The organism is Candidatus Babeliales bacterium (assembly GCA_019749895.1).
Taxonomy (GTDB): Bacteria; Babelota; Babeliae; order Babelales; family RVW-14; genus AaIE-18.
The window spans coordinates 1-21705 of record JAIEPG010000003.1 but is presented as its reverse complement, the minus strand read 5'-3'; the positions used below and the strand labels follow the sequence as shown (position 1 = coordinate 21705).

Sequence of the window (21705 nt, the reverse complement as noted above, 5' to 3'; positions counted from 1 at the left end):
ACTTTTCATTCTTGGGCCATACCGACTTCACGCAACCAATCTCAGTCCAATTTTTTTGAAAAGAGGGTAACAATGCCAATTTTAATAAACTCAGTTTTTTGCATTAATAAATAAGCTCTGCCCTTTTGGCACATTACTTTTCTGACACACCGGGCACTTTTTATTATCTTCGTAATTCTTAAGGCAATTTGGATGGAAGAAATGGTTACAAGCAGTCTCTAAAACCAGCCCATTGACCTTAATCTCAAGGTCGCAAATTTTGCAGATACACGGCCCAGAGCGACTTATATATTTTTTAGGAAAAATCGAATAATCGGCATATTTGAGAAATTTTTCCAAGGCAACATTGCCAAGATCACGCGCTATGTCGCGCGGTATTTTGTTGTGATATTTTTTCTTACTACTCGAATCGTTACTTCGTATCTTAGCTTTTGCGCCACGTTTAAGAAGTAGATAACAAACTTCGGCCTGATTATTTTTTGCCGCCAGATGCAGAGGAGTCATACCTTCTGAATTTTTGGCATTTATTTTAGCTTTATACGCAATAAGAGCCGATACTACCGCAGGGTTCCCCTCTCTCGCAGCCCAATGCAATGGAGTTTCACGAAAAAAATTGGAAACAGCATTCACATTGACACCCCTTGCAAGAAGAAAATTCACCGCCTCAAGGGAACCACTTGTTGCAGCCATATGCAAGGGGGTATAACCACCCGCATCTACCTTATCCAGCTTGGCCCCATAGCGTTCTAAAATCTTCATACATTCAATCTTGCCTCCCTGGGCCGCTGAATGCATAGGACAAATATCATTCGTTAATCCATCTTTTAAGCAAATATTGGGATCAATTCCGCTTTCAAGAAAAAACTGTACACACTCAACACTTCCTGAATGGGCAGCCACATGCAGAGGAGTTATTTCATGCCTTGAAGGAGTCCTTTGAAATTTTAACGGATTCGCTCCGCGTTGAATAAGTAACTTTATACATTCAATATTGCCGTGAAAGGCAGCACTATGCAGTGGCGTTACTCTTTTTGTGCCTGTCTCCATATTCTCATAGATAGCATCTGGATCAGCCCCATACTCTAGAAGTAATTTTATAAACTCAATACCCTTATTTGGAATAGCCTCATGCAAAGGAGAATATTCTTTGTATTTTCCATTCGTTACAAAGCTTGGATCAGCACCGCACGCCAAAAGAACCTTTATGCTTTCAACATTGTGAGCCATATGCAATGGCGTTATTCCTCCGATGCCTTGCTTTTTATCCGTAAACGTGGAATTTGGATCGGCACCGTATTGCAAAAGCAATTTTATATACTCGACATTTTTTCTGTCAACAGCTTCATGCAGTGGCGTCCTGCCATCAAAAACTTCATCCTTATCAACAGCGTTTGGATTGGTACCATGCTCCAAAAGAATAGTTACACATTCAATGTTTTGACAAATATGTAGCGAAGTTAATCCTGTTCTTTCATTTTTTGTATAAGTAGCATTTGGATCAGCCCCATGTTGCAAAAGTAATTTTATACACTCAACATTTTCACCAAATATAGCTTCGTGTAGAGGCGCCTTCCCTTCAACGCGATCATATTTACAATCATAGGTAGCATTTGGATCGGCACCATACTCCAATAACAATTTCACCCCTTCAATATTTCCAACAAAAATAGCTTGGTGCAATATATTACTTCCTACCAAACCATTCCAGTCAACCACAGCATTAGGATTCGCCCCATGGTCAAGAAGCAATTTTATACATTCAGAATTTCTTGAAGCTAAAAGCAGTGGCGTATATACAAACTCTACAGATTCCTCTGATTCTTCAGAAGATGCCCCAGATAGTGTGGTCATAATATTTGGGTCCGCCCCATGCTCAAGAAGTAATTTTACACAAGTAACATTTTCTCTACCAACAGCTTGGTGCAAAGGCGTAAAAACCATACCTTCTTCTTTAACAACGCCAGCATTAGGATTAGCTCCATGCTCAAGAAGTAATGCTAGGCAATCAACAAGCCCACACCAAACCGCTGCATGCAAGGGCGTGGAATACATCATCCAAGCATTATCATTTACAGTATTTGGCGTAGCACCGTGATCAAGAAGTAACTTCAAACACTCAACACTGCCGTTATAAACAGCTTCATGTAATGGTGTATATCCTCTCGCTACAAAATTTGGATTAGCACCATGACAAAGAAGCAACTTTACACAAGCAATATCAGCCAGAGAGGCTACTATATGCAATGGCGAACTCTCCACCTTTTTTTCCGTATCAACAAGATTGGGACTAAAGCCATAGTCAAGAAGTAACTGCATGCACTCAAGACTTCCTCGAGAAGCAGCTTCGCAAAGCAGGTTAAATCCATCTAATTCTTCAAGAGAACCAACATCTTTTTTTAGAAGCGACTGTAAAAAATCACTGTCTTTATGAGAAACGGCACAAAAAAGAAGTTTGTCCAATTCTTCACAAATAGGCTCTGCCCCGCGTTCTAAAAGTAATTTTAGACATTCAATATTCTGCGTATCAAGCGCAAGCGACAAAGGAGTTACGCCGGATTTTTCTGACATCACATTGGCAGAGGCGCCTCTGTCAAGAAGCAATTTTATTGCCTCAAATTTCTCCCACCTTATTGCAAAACAAAGCGGCGTATAGCCACAATAATCTTCACTCTCTTGAACAACAGCATTTACATCAGCACCGGCATCAAGAAGAACATTTATACACTCAGTATGACCACCCAAAGAAGCAAAGTGAAGAGGCGTCAAACGAGTTTCATCCAAATCAACAGAGCGCCCTTTTTCTTTTGCCCGAACAACTGCTTTTCGTAACTTTTCTACTTTTCCATCACAAGAATAATCAATAAGTTGTGAGTAAAGAGATTTGTGCTTTTTTTCTTTAACAAGCTTAACAGATGTTAAAGGCTGCTCAACTGCAGGAAGCTGCTCTTGCTGGGCGTACACTGAAAATATTAATGATGTAAAAAGAATACTCAGAAGTTTCTTCACGTATTTTCCTTTCTCTAAAAAGCTTATTACTACGTTGGCATTTTAATTGAAAATACGTGAAAAGAAAGAAAAACAATGCGATAAATTTAAAGCCCGTAGCGCCGCTTGCGGTTACTAAATTCAGTAATCGCTTCAATCAGCAGTGAGCGGTCAAACTCAGGAAAGTGCTTGTGCGTAAAATAAAGCTCACTATACGCCGCCTGCCACATCATAAAACCGGAAAGGCGGCTCTCGCCCGACGTGCGAATAATCAGATCGGGGTTGGGGTACGGCTGGCCAGACGTGTCGAGCGTTTGAGCAAGCATTTCTTGTGTAATTTTACTGCCCGGCTTGGCTTGGGCAATCAGCTTAGTGCATGCGCGACAAAGTTCGTCGCAACTACCATAATCAACGGCCAAATTAAGCACATGGTTTGTGTACAACAATGTTTCTTTTTCAGATAAATCCAACAGTCTCATAGAATCACCGGGAATGCGGTCTTTGCGGCCGAGCCGCACAATGCGCACGCCACGTTTTTTTGCCACGTCGCGCAGCGTATTGAGCATCAGATTGCAGGCAACACCAACGTTGCTCACTTCGCTAACTGAGCGATTATAATTTTCTGGCGAGCAACACCACAGGGTAACGGTATGCACGCCAAGATCGAACAGATCGGTAATAATGCGTGGCGCAACTTGAGAAAAGCCAACGGTGTGGCCGTACAGCGATTCGTGGCCTTGACTGCGCGCCCACCGGCGGTTGCCATCCGGAATTATTGCCACATGTTTAAGTTTTTCTACCGCCTGCACAATAATGCCGCTATGACTTTTAACACCACAAATGGTAGCACTTGAATTGGCAGTAACTAAATCGAGCAGCGTATGCGCAGTTGATGTGAGGACCAAGTCAGCCGCAACGTAATCAGTTGCCAATGAGTTGGCAGAAAGAGATGTGAACGAAAGAAAAAACAGACACAAAACAAACCAGGTGCGAATCATACTGTTATGCACCTCACGCCAAAATAATGTATGTTACCGCAACCACAAAAATAATCAGTGAAATAAAATAAGCAATTGATGATATTTTTTCTGCGTAAACCCCAATAGCTGCTGTTTCTTGAGCGGTACTACCTTTTTCTGCAAAGCGACGCGAAAACCACAACTGAAAAACAAAGGTAAGAAAAGCAAAGAGAATAAAAAATACGTATAACTTATCACTCACGGTAAAATAACCAACCGAAGGACTCATATTTTCAATAACAAAGCGATAGCCAAGCAGAGCGGTAATGGGCGTTACGGTAAGCCCATAGCGAGCATAAAGATTGGCATAATGTGATAAAAAAGAAAAGAGTGAGAAAAAAATTGCCGCAAAAATTGGCACAAAAATAACCATAATTTTCTTGAGACCAGATTTACCAAAGTTGATAGTAAAAACCACTTTTGGCGTATTAATACGGCGCTCTTTGCGATGCACATCGTAATGCAACGCTGAGTAACCAGAAAGAATATTAAGCGAATGCACTCGCCAGTTTGACGTAAAAAGCTTATCTGAAACGGTAAACGACAACGAATCAGTTTCATCGTCAAAATACATCTCGCTTGGCGAAACAAAGTCGTTGGTAAGGACTATAGAAAGCCGATGATCTTCAAGGGGGAAGCGGTAAAAACTCACGTCAGTTTTAACAGAAAAAATAACATCGTACGTAACCAAAATACGATCATCATTAATTTTAACATTTGGTGGTGACTTATAAACAATTTTACTATTTTCGAATGAAAATTTTTCTATCGTTTTGAGCATAATTTCGTTTTTGTTAAATTCAAACCAGACCATGCCATCAATCATAAAATCATTTTTTTCAAAATCAAACACTGAGAAATTTTTGATATACAGCCCCGCCCGTACCTTAGCAGAAAAATAGCGGAATTGGCGGCGCATGATGGCATCGATGGTGGTCACTTGCGGAATTGGATCGTCAGTACGAAAATGCATTACCACGTACTGCACCAAACCCACCAAATAAATCAGCATGATAGTTAACAAAGAATATTTAAATTTCGTACCAAAAACATCAATGCTAAAAAATCGATTATTCTTTTTTTTCGTTGTCATAAACCTATCCTTGCGTTCAGCTTGCTCGGCCCAGTATCCACGGCCGTGTCATGCCAGGATTAATCCACACATCATGTCCTAAAACTCGCTCGCGACTGTTAAAGTGTATTGGCAAACCAAAAAAATCCATGTTTTGAAAATTTTGAAACGTTTGAATAATATTTTCAATCGTGATAGAACCTTGCAACCGCTGTAAACACTCAACTAATAACCGCTGCCCAATAAACGCTTCAAAATAAAATGGCGAGTCTGCTCGCGTTACTAGCAAACCTTGCGCCATCTGTTTATATTCACTAACCAACGGAATAGTAGCCGCCTGCGGGTTGGGCACTACCGACGACACAACAATGTCTATGCCCAGCGACGTTTTAATGAGCGATTGAACAATATTTAAATTTGAAAGGCCAACAAAAAGCGCATTGTGTAAGCCAACGTTAAGAGCATTGCGCACAAATGTGTAGGCCGCTCGTGGATGCGTCAAACAAAAAATAGCATTTGGTGTGCGCTTGGCCTGCGCTATGCGGTCCAACGCCAAACCTATTTCTACCGTGCCCTGCGGAAACGACGCCCACTCAACCGGCTCAACACCGTACTGACTTAACAAGTCTTTTACGTCAGTAAAAATACTCTCGCCCCACTCACTTGCTTCGTACAAAACCGCAATCTTACGCTTGTAGCGCTTATTGAGTGTATAATCTATTAATGCAGCTAACTCTTTTTTGTAGGAAGGCCGAAAGTAAATAACATTTTCGTACTGAGCTTTACGCAATGAACTGATACCTTCGGTTGGAAAGAGGAGAAGCATTTTTTTTTCTTGCAACAACTGCTCGATAGAAAAGAACAACTCGGTACCAACCAACCCCAAAACCAGGGGCGAAGTGGTTGAAACAAGCTTAGCAAGTTTTTCACTGCCCTGCTCATTATTGCCTCTGTCTCGCAACGTAAACCAGATTTCTTGCTGCTTGCGCAACTGTGCATCAATTTCTTTAAAAAAATTCTTTGAGGCACTCAACATTAACTCACCAATAAATACATAGTCCCCGCGCAATGAATAGGACGTACAGACGGGAATTTCGGTAACCCCCTGAGGCGTCTGCGCAAGAGGAATGGGCGGGTAGCCAACAGCTTCTTGTGTTACTTGCTGAGCAGGAGCTTGTTGCATTCCCTGCTCTTCTTGCGGCACTTGCTGCAATGCCTGCGCTGCAAGCTGTCCAAAACCAAAACTACTGCACAAAGCTATGAGTACTATTTTTTTAAGCACCACCGTTTTACTCCTCGATCAGCAATCAACTTTTTTACTCTTTTAAGCTGTTGCCCAAGCCGTACATAAGTCAACAGTTTAACGATTGAACAAAGAAATCGTTTACTCAGGCCTACTAAAATTTTTATACTTTTTATAAAGCAGCATAGAAAGCACACAAAAATATCAGTACCAATTATTATGGGAGTTATTATGAAAAAATATCTTGGCCTTGTGTGTCTACTCTTTGCCACCACCCTGCACGCAGATACTGTGTGGGACGTTATGAAAAAGCGCGAAGATTTGAGCCTTTTTTGCCTGGCCATGCATTTGGCCAAAGCCGAAGGCATTGCGCAAGCAAATGAGTTTACACCGGTTTATGGGTTGTACGTGCCAGTAATTATTTTTGCACCCAACAATGAAGCCTGGATTAAAGCGGGCTTTCCTGAAGAAAAAATGAAAGCAATTGCTGCACAAGAAGGTTTTATTGAGGGCGGCCCAGAAGAAGCCCGTTCAAAAACATTGCGCACATTACTCAAGCAGCACGTTTGTTTTAAAGCAAACGAACCAGTAAATGCCTTGCGACCTGAATATGAACGCGCAGTTGGGCCCAAACTAAAAGTTGTTAAAGAAAAAATTCAAGCTTTCTCAACAAAAGCAAACATTGTGGTACCTGACTTGAAAGGTGACAACGGCATGGTGCACGTTATTGATGCGATTTTAGATACAGAGCCTGACGAAAAGCTGTAACAAGAGAAAGGGCGTTGCAAAAAAATTGTAACGCCCTTTCTCTTAGAAAAAGTAGAAATCTTAGAAACGATAATCAAAGCCGGTGTAGAAACCAAGTGACGTACTAGTGCCTTGAGAATTGAACACAAAATCATCGCCATTTTCATTAAAGCGCACGGCAAATTCGTTTGGCTGCCCAAGCAAATCGGTGTAGAGCTTGCCAGGGAAGAAGGCATACGCTCTTAAGTAAAATCTGATGTTCTTTTGAACGTAATAATCAACCAACAGGTTTAGCTCAACACCCAAAAACTTACTTGCTTTTTCTTTGCTCAGCCAACCTTTAAATTTTTGCTTGTCGCGCACAGCCTCAATTTGTGCAGTTTTACTGCCACGCAAAAGATTGGCAAACGTAATCAATTGATTACGTTGCGCTTCTGGAAGAGCATTAAAGAATGCTTTTGTAGTATTTCGATCAGCTGGAATAGTAGAGAAAGGAGTTGCATCAATAACTTCGTTGATAATATTACTATTATAATCAGCAAACGGATCAAAATTTTGCGTATCCCAACGTTGCAAATCACCAACTTCCCAAAACGCCATAACGTTTGGATTAATACTTAACGTATGCTTATCTTTAAGCGGATTCCACGTAAAACTAGCACCCACAAATTGCAAGTTGCTGTAATCACGATAGTTATTTTTTGCCAAGAATTGTCGATTCTCAATATTTACTGGTCGCGCCAAAACAAGCCGTTCCATCATATAAACTGGCTGCACATGCAAACCACGATATCCTGCGCGTTGTGCAATAAATGTACCATAGTTTTTATCAACTTCTTCATTGTAAGGATATGAATCACCACCAATGTAACCACCTGCAATAGCAGCTTGACCATGATCCCAATTGTAAGCAATATCGCACAAGGCTAAGAAACCATCATACCCAAGTTTGTAAGCATTTCTAAAGCGATTATTACCAAAGAATGCTGAGTTATAAATTCCTCTGCCGCCAATGGTAGCTGGTGTTACACCATCAGCATGCACAATTGGTTGTCCATTGCGGTTAACGTTTCTGTTCTGTGGTGCATCAATGAGCGATTTAAGATCAACGCCGTCAGGAGCAATAGCTACAGGATCAGAAAATCTCACTGGAACTTTATTTTCATCACGAGGATCATATGCTCCGCCAGCCGGAATAGCAAATAAATTGTTTGAAAGAAGTGTTCCTTCTGCAAGTGTAATGCCCGGAAGTGCATCTAAAACAGCAGGTAAAGAAGCTAACGGTGTCATACCCGCAAAAAATACATGACTAAAAACTTCTTGCACGGCTCCAGTTGCTTTATTTCTGCGCAACTCAATAACATTGCGATCAATATCATGCACATGCTGATGCCCAAATTGCCCAGCAGCTTCAACGTTAAATTCCCAACCTTTATATTTCCAGTCCACCATAAAACCAACGGTGCCCAGTTTGGCGCGCGCGTCAGCTTCATGCTCAAGCGCTTGTTCTGGAGCGCGGGTATAAACAAAGTACGGTTCAAACAGCAAGCTGCCTTTACCATCTAAACTCTTGTTAAAGTCAAAGCGCAATGCCCACGTGTCACGATCTTGATTTCTGCCGCGTTCTGGGCGCGGTCCAGAAAGTCTGTCTTTGTGTACAACATTGATAATCAAATTTTCTGGTGAACTACTTACTTCACGCCACTTGTTGTAATAAAGATCCCATGTCCAGTCATCGGAAAGTTGACCACGCAACAAAATCCCTGGAGGCATTGCTGGATAACGGAATTGATCAGCATCGCCCTGCCAACCGCCATACGTGAGTGCCAGGTCATCATGCGCGCCAAGCGAAAGGCCACGGCCTATCCAGTACGGAAAGTAACCCATCTTAAAAGAGATTGGATAATCTTTGAGTGATTTTACAAACGTACCAAATTGAATGTCAAACCACGCTTCTTCCAAATAAACCAATGGAACCAACGAGCGATGCGTATGGGTATCAGACATTTGTGCACCGTCAAGATCGGCAGATTGATTTCTACCATACGGCGTTCTGCCGGCATATGTGTGCTCCGCGGTGAATTTTTGCGCTTCACCGCCGTTGTCTTTCCAAAAAGAATAGTTGGAAATTTTAACTTTCGCTAATGATGCCGGACGTTGATACTTGCGCAAGCCTTGGAAAACATACCACTTTGCTTCAAGCTTATTTCTGAAATAATTCGCCTCATCATTCAAATCTGTTCGAAATGAGGTTGGATTAGCATAATAAAAATAATCTTCACGAACACGTCCACCAAACACGGTAGAAATGTCCATGCCTTCGCGCTTCTTTAATTTCTGATTAAGTTTTTCTGCAATAGTTTGTTCTTTTAAAACTTCAAAAACTTTTTGTTTTAAAATGTTATAAGCACCACTATCTTCACCTTTTACTTTTTTACGAACTTTTTGCAATGCTTCGTCATCTTCGGGCATACCCATGCCACCCAAAACATCGCCCGCTTCTTCTTTACTTGGCAAAGCCATTTTTTTCATGGCTTTTGTTTCTTCTTCTGCCAAGGGTGATTTTTTCATATTCAGACCTGGCCGTGCAGCAGGATCTTCGTCATCGCCAATTCCCACTGAACCAACCGGAAAACATCGCGTAACAAAGCCATTGGCTGCTAAAAAAAATGCACATAAAAGTAATAGATTCTTTTTTGAGCGCATACAACTCTCCTCTTCCTTTTTTTTATCTTCATGATGACAAACCGTGTACATCACTCCAACCAAGCTACTGATTCTTTATTTTTTTGCAAGCTGAGGTTGACGTAAAAAAAGCATCTGCAAAACAATCTCTTGCAGATGCTTTAAAAAAAAGTTGACGGAAGTTTATTACTAGTCACTTGAATCGGAAGCGTCAGTTTCAACTGGTACCGGCACACCACGTTGTTGCATTTCTATCGGAAGCGCCTGTGGCTGTGGTGTAGCTACACCTTTGCGCTCAAGATCTTGCTGAATTGCTTGGAGCTGACCCAAGAAATCTTTTTCGCTCAAGCCTTCTTTACCCTGAAACGAAGTCTTAAGTTGTTGAATAATTTGATTAACATACTGCTGCTCTTCACCGCTTAAGCCGGTAGCAATCATGCGCCCTTGCTCGTCATAACCAGAAAAGAGATACTGCCAACGGGCTTTAAAGGTAAGATCTTGTGTTTTGCGCATATCGCGATTGTACAACGCAATCTTCCACTGATTGATATCTGCATCGCCATAAATAACACCAAAAGCATCAAAGAAAAACATAGTGATCATGCGATAAGGCTGCGTTGGACACGAAAGAAATGTCCACGCCAGCGCACCATCGTCGGCACCCAACAAATACATGCCATCGGTTGGTTCGTAATTATTGCGCTTAGAAATAGCATGAATAATTGCTTTAACCATTAAACGCTCGCTCGATGGTTGCGGCCCTTGCGTACGCATGTTTAAATCGAATGTTGCCAAACGCTCTTGCGACGGCGTTGTTAAAAAGTCGGCATACGTTGCTTCATCCATTGCCGCAGCTTTTTTACTTTTGCGACCATACGGAGAAATGCGCACGGCAACAACAGATTGTCCCGTATCGATAGTGCCATAAAAACCAAGCGGTAAGGTTTGGAAAAACTTTTGTACCTCTTTTACCATGGAATATTTTTTAGTCGACTGATCGGCTGTTTTTGTTTTTAATTCATCGCGCAGCGTATGCTCTTTCCAATAATCGTAATACTCATTTTTACCCTTCAAATAAATAACATTGTCTGGATTGCGCTGCATCAAGCGCAACACTATTGAAAGGGTTTCCAGCGTGTATGGCGAACGATTGATAACATTGCCTTTAAAAACAATAAAATAGTTTGGTTGCATAATGCGCAGCTGTTCATCAATAATTTGAAGGTTTTTAAGTTCATTTAAATCACGCGTTAATGAATGAAAAGCTCCTTGAAGATCCCCAAAAACAACAACGCGGCTTTGTGGGTCTAGCATCGCTTTTTGAACAATTGGCTTAGCAGACCAGCCACGCTTTTCGCGCTCGGCAATAACCTCTTCTAAAATATTTCTAAAAAAACTAGATGACCACAATGGTGCTTTTTTGAGATGTAACACCCTTAAAATACGATTTACTTTACCTTTAATGCGCTTGCCCAACGTTGGTACAAAGGTAGCATAATATTTTGAAAAATCGGGCCGAGAAAAATTGCTCCCTTCCATGGGCCGCAATTCATCGAGCGTTGCAGCATGCTGATTAATGTGCGCAAGTGTCTCAAAGCCTTCACGATAAAATGGCTGTGGCACGAACAAAAAAAGGACCAAAATAAAAACTGTTGCGCCACCTGCTACTACAAACATAGTTGGCGTTAACTTAAGTTTATGCCTCACTCTTTTTGCTTTTGCTTTTGCACGTTTAATCATCTGCTTCTCACTGTTAACTAATTAACGTTTTGATAATCCAAAATACCTGATGCCAAGTTTAATGAAGCCCCTGGGCTCAGTTCTATGTCAAGATCGTTGAGCGCAACGCCATTACCAAAACTAAAACCTTCAGCATCAAGTACCGCTCCAGGGTTATAGAGCTGTACCTTGCCATCAACAAACAGCGTGCCATTTGTTAAGCGCATGCCCACAGTACTTGAATTAAGCGAAGCACCAAGTAATGCCAACGTTGAGGTCTTGCTGGTCATAACCAGAAGATCTCGATTACTGATTGGTGGTTCGTATGAAAACATAGTTGGTCGACCATCAAGCGTCATAGTTACACAATCAAAAATAGTACTTGGACGGGGCGTGCGATATGAAAAGACTTTGCCACCATGCAAGCGCCAGTTACCCAACACGTCAAAGTTACCAACGGTAAAGCTGTAATAAGCATCTTGGCACCACGAAACATCTTTGAGCGAGAAAGTACAATTGTTGTGCATTGCTTGAATATTGGTTCCCGAAATGCTTTTAAGTGTAATGTCTTGTAGCAAGAGCGAAGAGCCTTGCACCGTCAAGAAAAGACTGCCCGTAGAGCCAAGATCCATGCAATGCCCCTGTCCCTCAAAAACAACATCACCACCAAAAGTAAGCGTTATTTTCAAATCAACATTCTTGCTCAATTCAATTTTTGTGTCATCACCAAAAACAAGCTCTGCATTGTTGCCCAGCTGAACACCATCTGGGTTAAAGCCTGAAATTAAAACATTGGTAAAGACCAACGAGCTATTGTTATTTACAATAATTGTTGGATTGTCGGTATACGAAATAAAAATAATATTGCCATTACCGTCAAGAACGTTATTGCCAGTTGAAATCAGTGGCGTACTATCAGTAACAAACAATGGACCGGAGAGAGAAACGGTTGAAGAAATATCTAAGCCACCGGTCAATGCAGAAGCCAATCGGCGTACAATGCCGCCATTAAGTTTTACCAAATTGTCTGAAGTCATAGTAAAGCGAATATTGTCTTGGGGCAAAAATGCAAGCGATTCGTACGTTAACGCAATACCATCAACGGTCAACGTACCGTAATTGTCGAAGGTTAATAATCTATTTTTGGTCACGATCGTTGTTGGACCATCGGCATAAAAACCACCAACAGTTATGGTAAAATTATTATCCATTTCCACTTCAACCTGAGCGAGGCGCACGCAAGCTGTGTTATCGTCAAAAATAATTGAACCGGTGCCAAGGCCTTTAATTTTTATGTCAGACAAGGTTAACGTTGTATTAGCTTTAACACGCAACGAGTTACCGGCAAGATTGAGAATGTAGCCATTACCATTGAGATTTGAATCACCATCAAATAACCACTGTCCGCCAAGCGTAACATTACTATTGAGCACAATGTCTGAAGCATCAATAAAACCAGTGTCATCATTCCACGTTAAAGCGTTGCCACCAAGCATCAGACGATAGCCATTAAAATTAACCAACCCTGAACCTTTAATGCGTGCATCGTCGCCAAAAATGAGATTGCCGCCAAGGTAGAGCTGCCCGCCGTTTAAAACAATATTTTTATCAAGCACACTTTGAAATGCAACCGTCAAGGTTGTTAAACCATCTTGCAACGTAATAGCATCAGTATCAAGAAACGATGGTTGACCATCAAGCAGATTATTTTTCCCACTTACTTGCACTGCCTGCATAATTAAACCAGGCTCTGCGGTAAACTCATCGTTGCCATTCAAATGTAAAATTGACTGATCATCAAGGCGAGGGTCTCCCACCAGCGAGACTTCGGTGCCATCACTAATAAAAACACCATCAGAAAAGGTAATATCTTGACCTATAATGCTCGCATTGGCATTTTTTTCCAAAATACCATTTTGAATGGTTAACCCGCTTCTAATATTAAGTGTGGCAGCATCAAGCAGTTTTATTGCTGACGTTTGGCCAGCAAATTTTATTCTGCCAAAGCCTGGCGTACCAGTGCACAGCGTAAGAAGCACAAGCGCTTGTATGATCCTTTTCACAACCATCACCTTTCTTGATTATATTTCAAAAATTATCTACATAAATCTATTGTGTATTTTCATAACTAAATATGCCGGAAACAACCTCTAAACGCGATCCTGGCGCAATGAAAATACCAAGATCATTAGCAGCAACACCATCCCCAAATGCAATTGCTTGCGATAAAGATACAGCCGCTTCGTTTGAGAACCGAGCAACACCATCAATCACCAAAGTCCCCTTAGTTAAGCGCAAACCAGTTGTTGATGACACAAGCGATGTATTATTGAACGAGAGGTATGAATTTGAATTGAGCAACGAAATTGCTTGTCGATTATTAGTTCTAGGTCTGTAGACAAGTGTTGTATCTTCCCCAAACAACATGTTGCCACCGTTTTGAATAGTGCTAATGCGATCGGTATTGTAAATAAATGGACTAGCGCCCGTAATTACCCAATTATCCAAAACATCAAAATGCCCCATAGTCATGGTATACGTTGCTTCTTGAACCCAATTAACATTTTGTATACTAAACGTACCGGTACGGTCCATAGTACGAATATTGGTACCCGCAATGCCTTTTATGGTAAGGTCGGCTAACGTTAAGCTGCTACCTGGCGTTGATGCAAGTACTATACTTGCCGTTGTACCCAAATCTAGAATGTAGCCAAAGCCCTTCAGTACGGTAGAATCACGGAACGTCAATGAATAGGTTGCACTACAGTTTTTACCCAACTCAACCTTGCACCGATTGCCAAACTCAATACTTGAATTGGCGCCAAGCGAAACGTTTGATGTACCAAACTCAAGCAAAACTGTTTCTTTAAATATGAGGTGTGAATTTGGATTAATAAAAATTACTGGGTTAGGCGTTTGGCCAATACCAATTGGGTTGCCCGCACCAATAACGGTAACATTCCCCGTAATGGTCATTGGCTTAATTTCAGTCAATACAATGTGACGACCAAGTGTTACTATTTCATTGTTAAAGCTATAACCGCCAACTGGATCGGTACGAATAGTTCTAATGACCCCGCCATTAAGCGATTTTAGGTTAACTGCTTCATTATTAAATCTTATGTTATTTTGGTCAGGAAATTGCATTGTTTCATACGTAAGCGGGATACCATCCACCGTCAAGGTACCATACACGCCAAACGTAAGCTTCTTTTCTTTTGTTACGATAGTGGTTGGGCCGTTAGCATTCATACCACCAATAGTGACTGAATAGTTAGCATTCATTTCTATTTCTGCACTTGTTAAGTCTATGCCAGAACTATTTCTGTCAAAAACAATAAAGCCTGACCCAAGGCCTTTAATTTTTAAATCAGAGATTGTCAAACGTGTATTTGGCTTTATACGAATGGTACTACCACTTGAAATATCTAAAATGTAACCGTTGCCATTTAAATTACTGTCACCATCAAATACCCATTGGCCCGTTAATTGAACATTACTGTTGAGTGTTAAATCTGTCGCATTAAGAAAGTAGTTTGTTGCACTCCAATGTAAATCTTGTCCACCCATCACTAAGCGATAGTCATTAAATTCTATTCTGCCACCACCGCCAGTAAATTGTGCGCCATCGCCCATATACAAATTGCTGCCCAAGTACAATGAACCACTGTTCATTTTTATGTTGTTGCTCATCACACTTTGCATTGCTAGCGTTAACGTTGTGTTACGATCTTGCAACGTAATGGCATCGGTATCTAAAAAGTAAGGGCTTCCTTCAAGCTTATTATTTTTACCACTTACCAAAACTGCTTCCATAACGGTACCTTGATCGGCACGAAATGAATCGTTACCATTCAAGATCAAGCGGGCTTGATTGTCTAATTTAGAATCGCCGGTCAAAAATACTGCTACGTCTTGAGTGATAAAAGTACCATCTGAAAAAGTAATGTTTTGTCCCGTTAATGAAGCGTCTGTATCTTTTTCAAAAGTTCCACCAGAAATAGCAATACCAGCGGAAACATTCATAGTAGACGTTCCTGAAAGTTTGATTGCGGATCCATGAGCACCAAACTTAATACGCGCCTGCACATTGTTGATTAAAGCAGTAGAAAAAATAAGAAACAGAAGGTGCTTCTTCATTGTTACCCTTTTTTTAGAATGTATTTTCATAAGACAATAAGCCAGATGTTAATTCAAGAGTTGCCGCAGGATTTATATTTATTGTCAAGTCATTTGCCGCAACGCCATTACCAAAGGTAATTGCCTGAGATAAGCTAACGGCCGAGTTTGAAAACTTAGCAACGCCATCAATAAATAATGTACCTTTAGTTAAGCGCAAGCCAGTTGTTGAAGAAACAAGTGACGTACCATTAAATGAAAGATACGAATTTGAATTGAGCAACGAAATTGCCTGACGATTATTAGTTCTAGGTCTGTAGACAAGTGTTGTATCTTCACCAAATTGCATGTTACCACCACCGTAGATAGTACTTATGCGGTCGGTATTATAAATAAATGGACTCGCGCCCTCAATTGCCCAACCATCCAAAAGATCAAAATGACCCATAGTCATGGTATATGTTGCTTCTTGAAGCCAACGCACATTTTGTATACTGAACGTACCAGTACGATCCATAGCTCGAATATTTGTGCCAGAAATACCTTTAATCGTAAGATCTGCGAGTACCAAACTTGTTCCTGGCGTCGACGCAAGCACAATACTTCCCGTAGTTCCTAAATCAAGGATATAACCAAAACCCTTCAGCACAGTATCACCACGAAAAGTCAACGTAAAGTTAGCAGTACAATTTTTACCCAGCTCAACCTTACAACGATTGCCAAATTCGATATTTGAATTAGCACCAAATGAAACGTTTGACGTTCCAAATTCAAGCAATACGGTTTCTTTGAGTGTCAATTTTGAACCTGGATTAAGAAAGATTACCGGATTAGGTGTTTGGCCAATACCAATTGGGTTGCCCGCACCGATAACCGTCACATTGCCGGTAATAGTCATTGGTTTAATTTCAGTCAACACAATGTGGCGACCTAACGTTACCGTTTCGTTATTAAAGCTATAACCCCCAACAGGATCGGTACGAATAGTTCTAATCACCCCGCCATTAAGTGTTTCAAGATTAAATGCTTCATCACCAAATCGAATATTATTTTGATCAGGAAACTGCATTGTTTCGTAGGTAAGCGCAATACCATCCACCGTCAAGGTACCATACACGCCAAACGTAAGCTTCTTTTCTTTTGTCGCAATAGTGGTTGGACCGTTAGCATTCATACCGCCAATAGTTACTGAATAATTGGCGTTCATTTCTATTTCTGCACTTGTTAAATTTATACCAGCACTGTTATCATCAAAAACAATAAATCCTGAACCAAGACCTTTAATTTTTAAATCGGATATGGTCAGGCGTGTGCCACCTTTAATGCGCAATGTACTACCACTTGAAATATCTAAAATGTAACCGTTGCCATTTAAATTACTGTCACCATCAAATACCCATTGGCCCGTTAATTGAACATTACTGTTGAGTGTTAAATCTGTCGCATTAAGAAAGTAGTTTGTTGCACTCCAATGTAAATCTTGTCCACCCATCACTAAGCGATAGTCATTAAATTCTATTCTGCCACCACCGCCAGTAAATTGTGCGCCATCGCCCATATACAAATTGCTGCCCAAGTACAATGAACCACTGTTCATTTTTATGTTGTTGCTCATCACACTTTGCATTGCTAGCGTTAACGTTGTGTTACGATCTTGCAACGTAATGGCATCGGTATCTAAAAAGTAAGGGCTTCCTTCAAGCTTATTATTTTTACCACTTACCAAAACTGCTTCCATAACGGTACCTTGATCGGCACGAAATGAATCGTTACCATTCAAGATCAAGCGGGCTTGATTGTCTAATTTGGAATCGCCGGTCAAAAATACTGCCACATCGTCGGTAATAAAAGTACCATCTGAAAAGGTAACATTTTGCCCAATGAGCGAAGCTGATGAATCTTTTTCAAACGTTCCATCAGAAACGGTTAACCCCGCAACAACTGCTATTGTTGAAGTTCCAGAAATTTTGAACACCGAACTATCGCCGGTAAAGTTAAATGACGCGTGTAATGAGCTTACAACAAGGACACTCAAAACCTGAAGCAGCATACTTTTTTTCAACATAATCATCTTCCTATTCTTTTATTTTTTATGAAGCATTGTTGTAAACAAGAACGCCAGACGTTAACTCAAGCTTGGCGCCCCCAAGAATATTAATAGTTAAATCGCTTGCAGCTGTACCATTACCAAAAGAAATACCTTGTGATAACGCTGTAGCTCCACTATTTTGCAAGGTAACTTTACCGTCAACAACTAACGTCCCTTTGGTTAAACGCATACCCGTAGTGGTAGATTTAATGGTACACCCATTGGCAAATAAACGAGAGGTAACGTCAGTCATGGCAATTAAATCACGATTTATACGTCTCTTTGGCGCATAACTAAAAGTACTGTTGGTATCAAAAAAGAGCGTAGCTTTCGTGTCGATTGTTGATGTTTGACCAGTTTCATAACTAAAGATATTTGTACCTGTTACTAGAACTTCTTGCTGAAACAATATGCCTCCAACGCTGAGTGTGTAGTTGCTGGACATAAACAACTCCGCGTTGCGAATGGTCAGCGAGCCCTTGTCGCCAACACAACGAATATTGTTGGCACGCATTTTTTTAACAAAAAGATCTTGCATAATCAGCCTGCCAGGTTGCAAAATTTGAATGTTAAAAAAGCCCAAATCAAGAATGTTACCAAAACCATTGAGGCACGCAGTACCTGCAAAAATCCAATTTCTTGAAAGCGTTTCATCTTTGGCTAGCTCAATCACTACGCCATCACCAAAGGTTAAGGTTGAACCTGCGCCCAAAGAAATAGCGTCATCTGAAAAATCTTTTAAAACAATATTTTTTAGCAACACGTTCAAACCGGGATTAATGGTAAAAACATTTGGTTTGTTACGCGCAAAGGTAATACTATGACCGGCCCCATCTACTTGGCTTGAAACGGTAACTAAAATAGTACGATCATTTGAAATATTAACATCATTAACAAAAGTATAGGTTGCCGTACTAATAACAATATTGCTAAACCCTCCACCAGCAGCCAATGAAACAATCGCATTACTGTTATTTGTTATGCGTCTACCCAAGGCAAGAATTGCATTACTGTTATTTGTTATGCGCCTACCCAGATTAATAATTGCGTTACTGTTATTAGTAATACGTCTGCCTAAGGCAAGAATCGCATTACTTGTTGTGCGCAAGCCATAAACAAGCGCATTACTCGTTTGAATTACAAGAGCTGTGTTTCCACCACCCGTACCAGCATTAATGGCATTACTGTTGTTATAAACCAAATTCGTTGTAGGCTTGGTACCACCAGAAAAAGCAATAAGAGCTCCGTCTGCGTAGCCTTCAGTCCACGAAGATGCCGCATTATCGCCATAAGCATTAACAATAGATTCTTGCGTCCAGCCCATAACACTGGCTACCTTGCCCAACCGCATGCGCGCACTGCTATCTTTAAAGGCAACATGAGAGTCTCTACTTGAAAAGTCGAATGTTGCAAAAAGAGAACTATGCAAGCTCAAGATTATGAATAAACGAGGTATAAGTTTTTTTATCATGATACACTGACCCGGTTACGATAATTTTTTGTTCTGACCACTACTTGTAAAACCTTCATACTGAGTCTATTTTTATTGTCATGCCAATCATTCCAAAAACAAATCTTTGATTGCAACAATTTGCTATACTTTTTAAAAAAATATAAAAAAAAAGGCTTTGACTCGATACAACTTTGAGTCAAAGCCTTTTGGAATTTAAACGACGAGAAAAATTTTATTTCAATAAATTCCCTAATTTACGTTTTCATAATTCAAAATACCAGACTGCAGGCTTAACGAAGCACCGGGAAGCAGCTGAATATTAAGATCGTCAGCGGCTATGCCATTACCAAGACATATAGATTCTGAAAGCGTGGTAGCACTATCATTAAATACCGCAACCTTATGGTCAATGCACACCGTTCCCTTGGTCAAGCGCAGGCCCGTTGTTGTTGATTTCAAAGTAGATCCAAACAAAATCAAGTTTGACGTTACATCTCTCATTTCAAGCAAGTCACGATAGTCACGAGTGCGCGGTGCATAACTAAAGGTAGTACCTTTGTCAAAAAAGAGCGTTGAGCAGGAATCTATTGTTGAAGCAACATGTGACTCGTAGGTAAAAATATTGGTACCGGTAACCACAACATCTCGCTCAAATAACAAGCTTGCGGTAGTGAAGGTAAAATCACGGGCAAGACAAAGCGTAGTATCGCACAAGGCAATGCAACCATAATCACCAACACAACGAATGTTTGTGTCATGAACACCATCCAAAAAGACATCCCGCAGAGCTAAGTTGCCGCCCTGCATCAGTTGAATCGAAGAACCTGCAAGGTCGAGCGTGCTGCCAAAGCCACTTAAGATTGCTGAATCTTGGAAAATCCAATCACGAGACAGCGCTGTCTTGTCTGCCAATTCTACAACCGTTCCGCTACCAAAGATTAGTTGCGAGCCAGCTCCCAGCCCAATAACAGCGTCATCAAAATCTTTCAGTACAACGTTGGTCAGAGTTACTGTTATGCCGGGCATAATTTGAAAAATATTAGAAAGATCACGAGCAAAACGTATAGCATGCCCGTTGCCATTAATAACCGTTGAAACATTAGCGCGGAGCAAATTATCCAGCGAAATAAATAAATCGAACGCCAATTGATAATAAGCAACGTCAACATCAATATTTGGCACCAAGGCATCAATCGTACTCAGATCTGCGCGTATTTTTACAATTGCATTACTATTTTGTTTTACCAATGGACACAGGGCAGTTATTGCGTTTGAGTTGTTTTTTATACCATAAACCAATGCATTACTATTTTGCACCGCCAAGATAGAGGGCGTCATGCCAGAAGAAACAGTATTACTCGTTGCTTTAACCAGTGGTGCCAAATCCGTAATCGCATTACTGTTATTTTTGATTTCCATGCACTTGACCAAAATGGCATTACTATTTTGTACTGCCAAAGTAGAGGGCGTCATGCCAGAAGAAACAGTGTTACTCGTTGCTTTAACAAGTGGCACCAAATCCGTAATCGCATTACTGTTATTTTTGATTTCCATACACTTAACCAAAATAGCGTTACTATTTTGGATTGCCAAGGTAGATGGTGTTAACCCTGATGTAACCGCATTGCTTGTTGCTTTAACAAGAGGAGCTAGCACTGCAATCGCATTACTATTATTTTTGATCGCTGTCGAATTGGCTGCAATATTCATAGTATTAGTAATAATGTCAGCCTCGTTATCAGCAACACGATCATCAAGCGAGTTAATAGCGTTACTGTTGGCTATAATTAACGGACACTTGTTTGCAAACGCGTTACTTGTCGTGCGAACCAATGTTGCCAAGCTGCTCGTGTTGCCTAAACCATTAATCGCATTACTATTTTGTCTGACCAACGTTGACAAGGTACTGGTGCTGCCCAGAGCATTAAGCGCGTTACTATTCGCTATAATTAACGGACACTTGTTTGCAAACGCGTTACTTGTCGTGCGAACCAATGTTGCCAAGCTGCTCGTGTTGCCTAAACCATTAATCGCATTACTATTTTGTCTGACCAACGTTGACAAGGTACTGGTGCTGCCCAGAGCATTAAGCGCGTTACTATTCGCTATAATTAACGGACACTTGTTTGCAAACGCGTTACTTGTCGTGCGAACCAACGCTGCCAAACTGCTCGTGCTACCAACGCTGTTAATTGCGTTACTATTTTGTCTAACCAACGTTGACAAAGTACTTGTACTGCCCAAAGCGTTAATCGCATTACTATTTTGCTTAACCAGCGGCGTCAACACATTTATCAAGTTACTTGTGGTTCGAACTAATGTTGACAAAGTACTTGTGCTACCCAAAGCGTTAATCGCATTACTATTTTGCTTAACCAGGGGTGTCAGCACATTGATCAAGTTACTTGTTGTTCGTACAATTGGCGACATTACATTAACCGAGTGACTTGTGGTCCGTAGAATTGGTCCCATACGGTTAACAGCATTACTCGTTTGTTTAACCAGCGGCGTCAACACATTTATCAAGTTACTTGTGGTTCGAACTAATGTTGACAAAGTACTTGTGCTACCCAA

At 40.9% G+C, this 21705-nt stretch carries 12 protein-coding genes; 1 reads left to right on the top strand and 11 read right to left on the bottom strand.

The window, feature by feature from the left end:
- Window positions 1–90: 90 nt before the first annotated feature.
- The 4 genes from K2W90_02865 to K2W90_02850 all read right to left on the bottom strand — a co-directional run bounded on the left by K2W90_02865 (window position 91) and on the right by K2W90_02850 (window position 6358).
- The gene (locus K2W90_02865) at window positions 91–3006 is read right to left on the bottom strand and encodes an ankyrin repeat domain-containing protein (protein ID MBY0353284.1); all 2916 of its coding nucleotides are present in this window, start codon (window positions 3004–3006) and stop codon (window positions 91–93) included.
- An 86-nt stretch (window positions 3007–3092) separates the two neighbouring features.
- On the bottom strand, window positions 3093–3995 hold the full coding sequence (uppS, locus tag K2W90_02860; protein MBY0353283.1) for a di-trans,poly-cis-decaprenylcistransferase: 903 nt from the start codon (window positions 3993–3995) through the stop codon (window positions 3093–3095).
- A 1-nt stretch (window position 3996) separates the two neighbouring features.
- Entirely contained in the window at window positions 3997–5097 is a 1101-nt protein-coding gene (locus K2W90_02855; protein ID MBY0353282.1) for a hypothetical protein, read from the bottom strand.
- Window positions 5098–5113: 16 nt separating this feature from the next.
- Window positions 5114–6358: an ABC transporter substrate-binding protein gene (locus K2W90_02850; GenBank protein MBY0353281.1), complete on the bottom strand. Its 1245-nt coding sequence runs from the start codon at window positions 6356–6358 to the stop codon at window positions 5114–5116.
- A 192-nt stretch (window positions 6359–6550) separates the two neighbouring features.
- Between K2W90_02850 and K2W90_02845 the strand changes: the two genes are divergently transcribed.
- Window positions 6551–7087, top strand: coding sequence for a fasciclin domain-containing protein (locus K2W90_02845; GenBank protein ID MBY0353280.1), 537 nt, complete (start codon window positions 6551–6553; stop codon window positions 7085–7087).
- 60 nt (window positions 7088–7147) lie between these two features.
- Here the strand turns inward: K2W90_02845 and K2W90_02840 are convergent, their stop codons facing one another.
- The 7 genes from K2W90_02840 to K2W90_02810 all read right to left on the bottom strand — a co-directional run.
- Window positions 7148–9772, bottom strand: a complete 2625-nt coding sequence (locus K2W90_02840; GenBank protein MBY0353279.1) for a hypothetical protein — start codon at window positions 9770–9772, stop codon at window positions 7148–7150.
- Between the two features lie 168 nt (window positions 9773–9940).
- Window positions 9941–11491 carry a metallophosphoesterase gene (locus K2W90_02835; GenBank protein ID MBY0353278.1) on the bottom strand — a complete coding sequence of 517 codons (1551 nt, stop codon included), beginning with the start codon at window positions 11489–11491 and terminating at the stop codon, window positions 9941–9943.
- 17 nt (window positions 11492–11508) lie between these two features.
- Window positions 11509–13533, bottom strand: a complete 2025-nt coding sequence (locus tag K2W90_02830) for a hypothetical protein (protein MBY0353277.1) — start codon at window positions 13531–13533, stop codon at window positions 11509–11511.
- Between the two features lie 46 nt (window positions 13534–13579).
- Window positions 13580–15610: a hypothetical protein gene (locus K2W90_02825; GenBank protein ID MBY0353276.1), complete on the bottom strand. Its 2031-nt coding sequence runs from the start codon at window positions 15608–15610 to the stop codon at window positions 13580–13582.
- Between the two features lie 13 nt (window positions 15611–15623).
- Complete coding sequence (locus K2W90_02820) at window positions 15624–17654, bottom strand: hypothetical protein (GenBank protein ID MBY0353275.1); 2031 nt, start codon at window positions 17652–17654, stop codon at window positions 15624–15626.
- A 25-nt stretch (window positions 17655–17679) separates the two neighbouring features.
- Window positions 17680–19149, bottom strand: a complete 1470-nt coding sequence (locus K2W90_02815; protein ID MBY0353274.1) for a hypothetical protein — start codon at window positions 19147–19149, stop codon at window positions 17680–17682.
- Window positions 19150–19380: 231 nt separating this feature from the next.
- On the bottom strand, window positions 19381–21705 hold a 2325-nt coding region (locus K2W90_02810), incomplete at its 5' end, for a hypothetical protein (GenBank protein ID MBY0353273.1).

Coding starts and splice junctions, on each gene's coding strand:
- K2W90_02815 (MBY0353274.1), bottom strand. CDS start 19,149: ATGATAAAAAAACTTATACCTCGTTTATTCATAATCTTGAGCTTGCAT.
- K2W90_02825 (MBY0353276.1), bottom strand. CDS start 15,610: ATGAAGAAGCACCTTCTGTTTCTTATTTTTTCTACTGCTTTAATCAAC.
- K2W90_02820 (MBY0353275.1), bottom strand. CDS start 17,654: ATGTTGAAAAAAAGTATGCTGCTTCAGGTTTTGAGTGTCCTTGTTGTA.
- K2W90_02845 (MBY0353280.1), top strand. CDS start 6,551: ATGAAAAAATATCTTGGCCTTGTGTGTCTACTCTTTGCCACCACCCTG.
- K2W90_02855 (MBY0353282.1), bottom strand. CDS start 5,097: ATGACAACGAAAAAAAAGAATAATCGATTTTTTAGCATTGATGTTTTT.
- K2W90_02840 (MBY0353279.1), bottom strand. CDS start 9,772: ATGCGCTCAAAAAAGAATCTATTACTTTTATGTGCATTTTTTTTAGCA.
- K2W90_02835 (MBY0353278.1), bottom strand. CDS start 11,491: ATGATTAAACGTGCAAAAGCAAAAGCAAAAAGAGTGAGGCATAAACTT.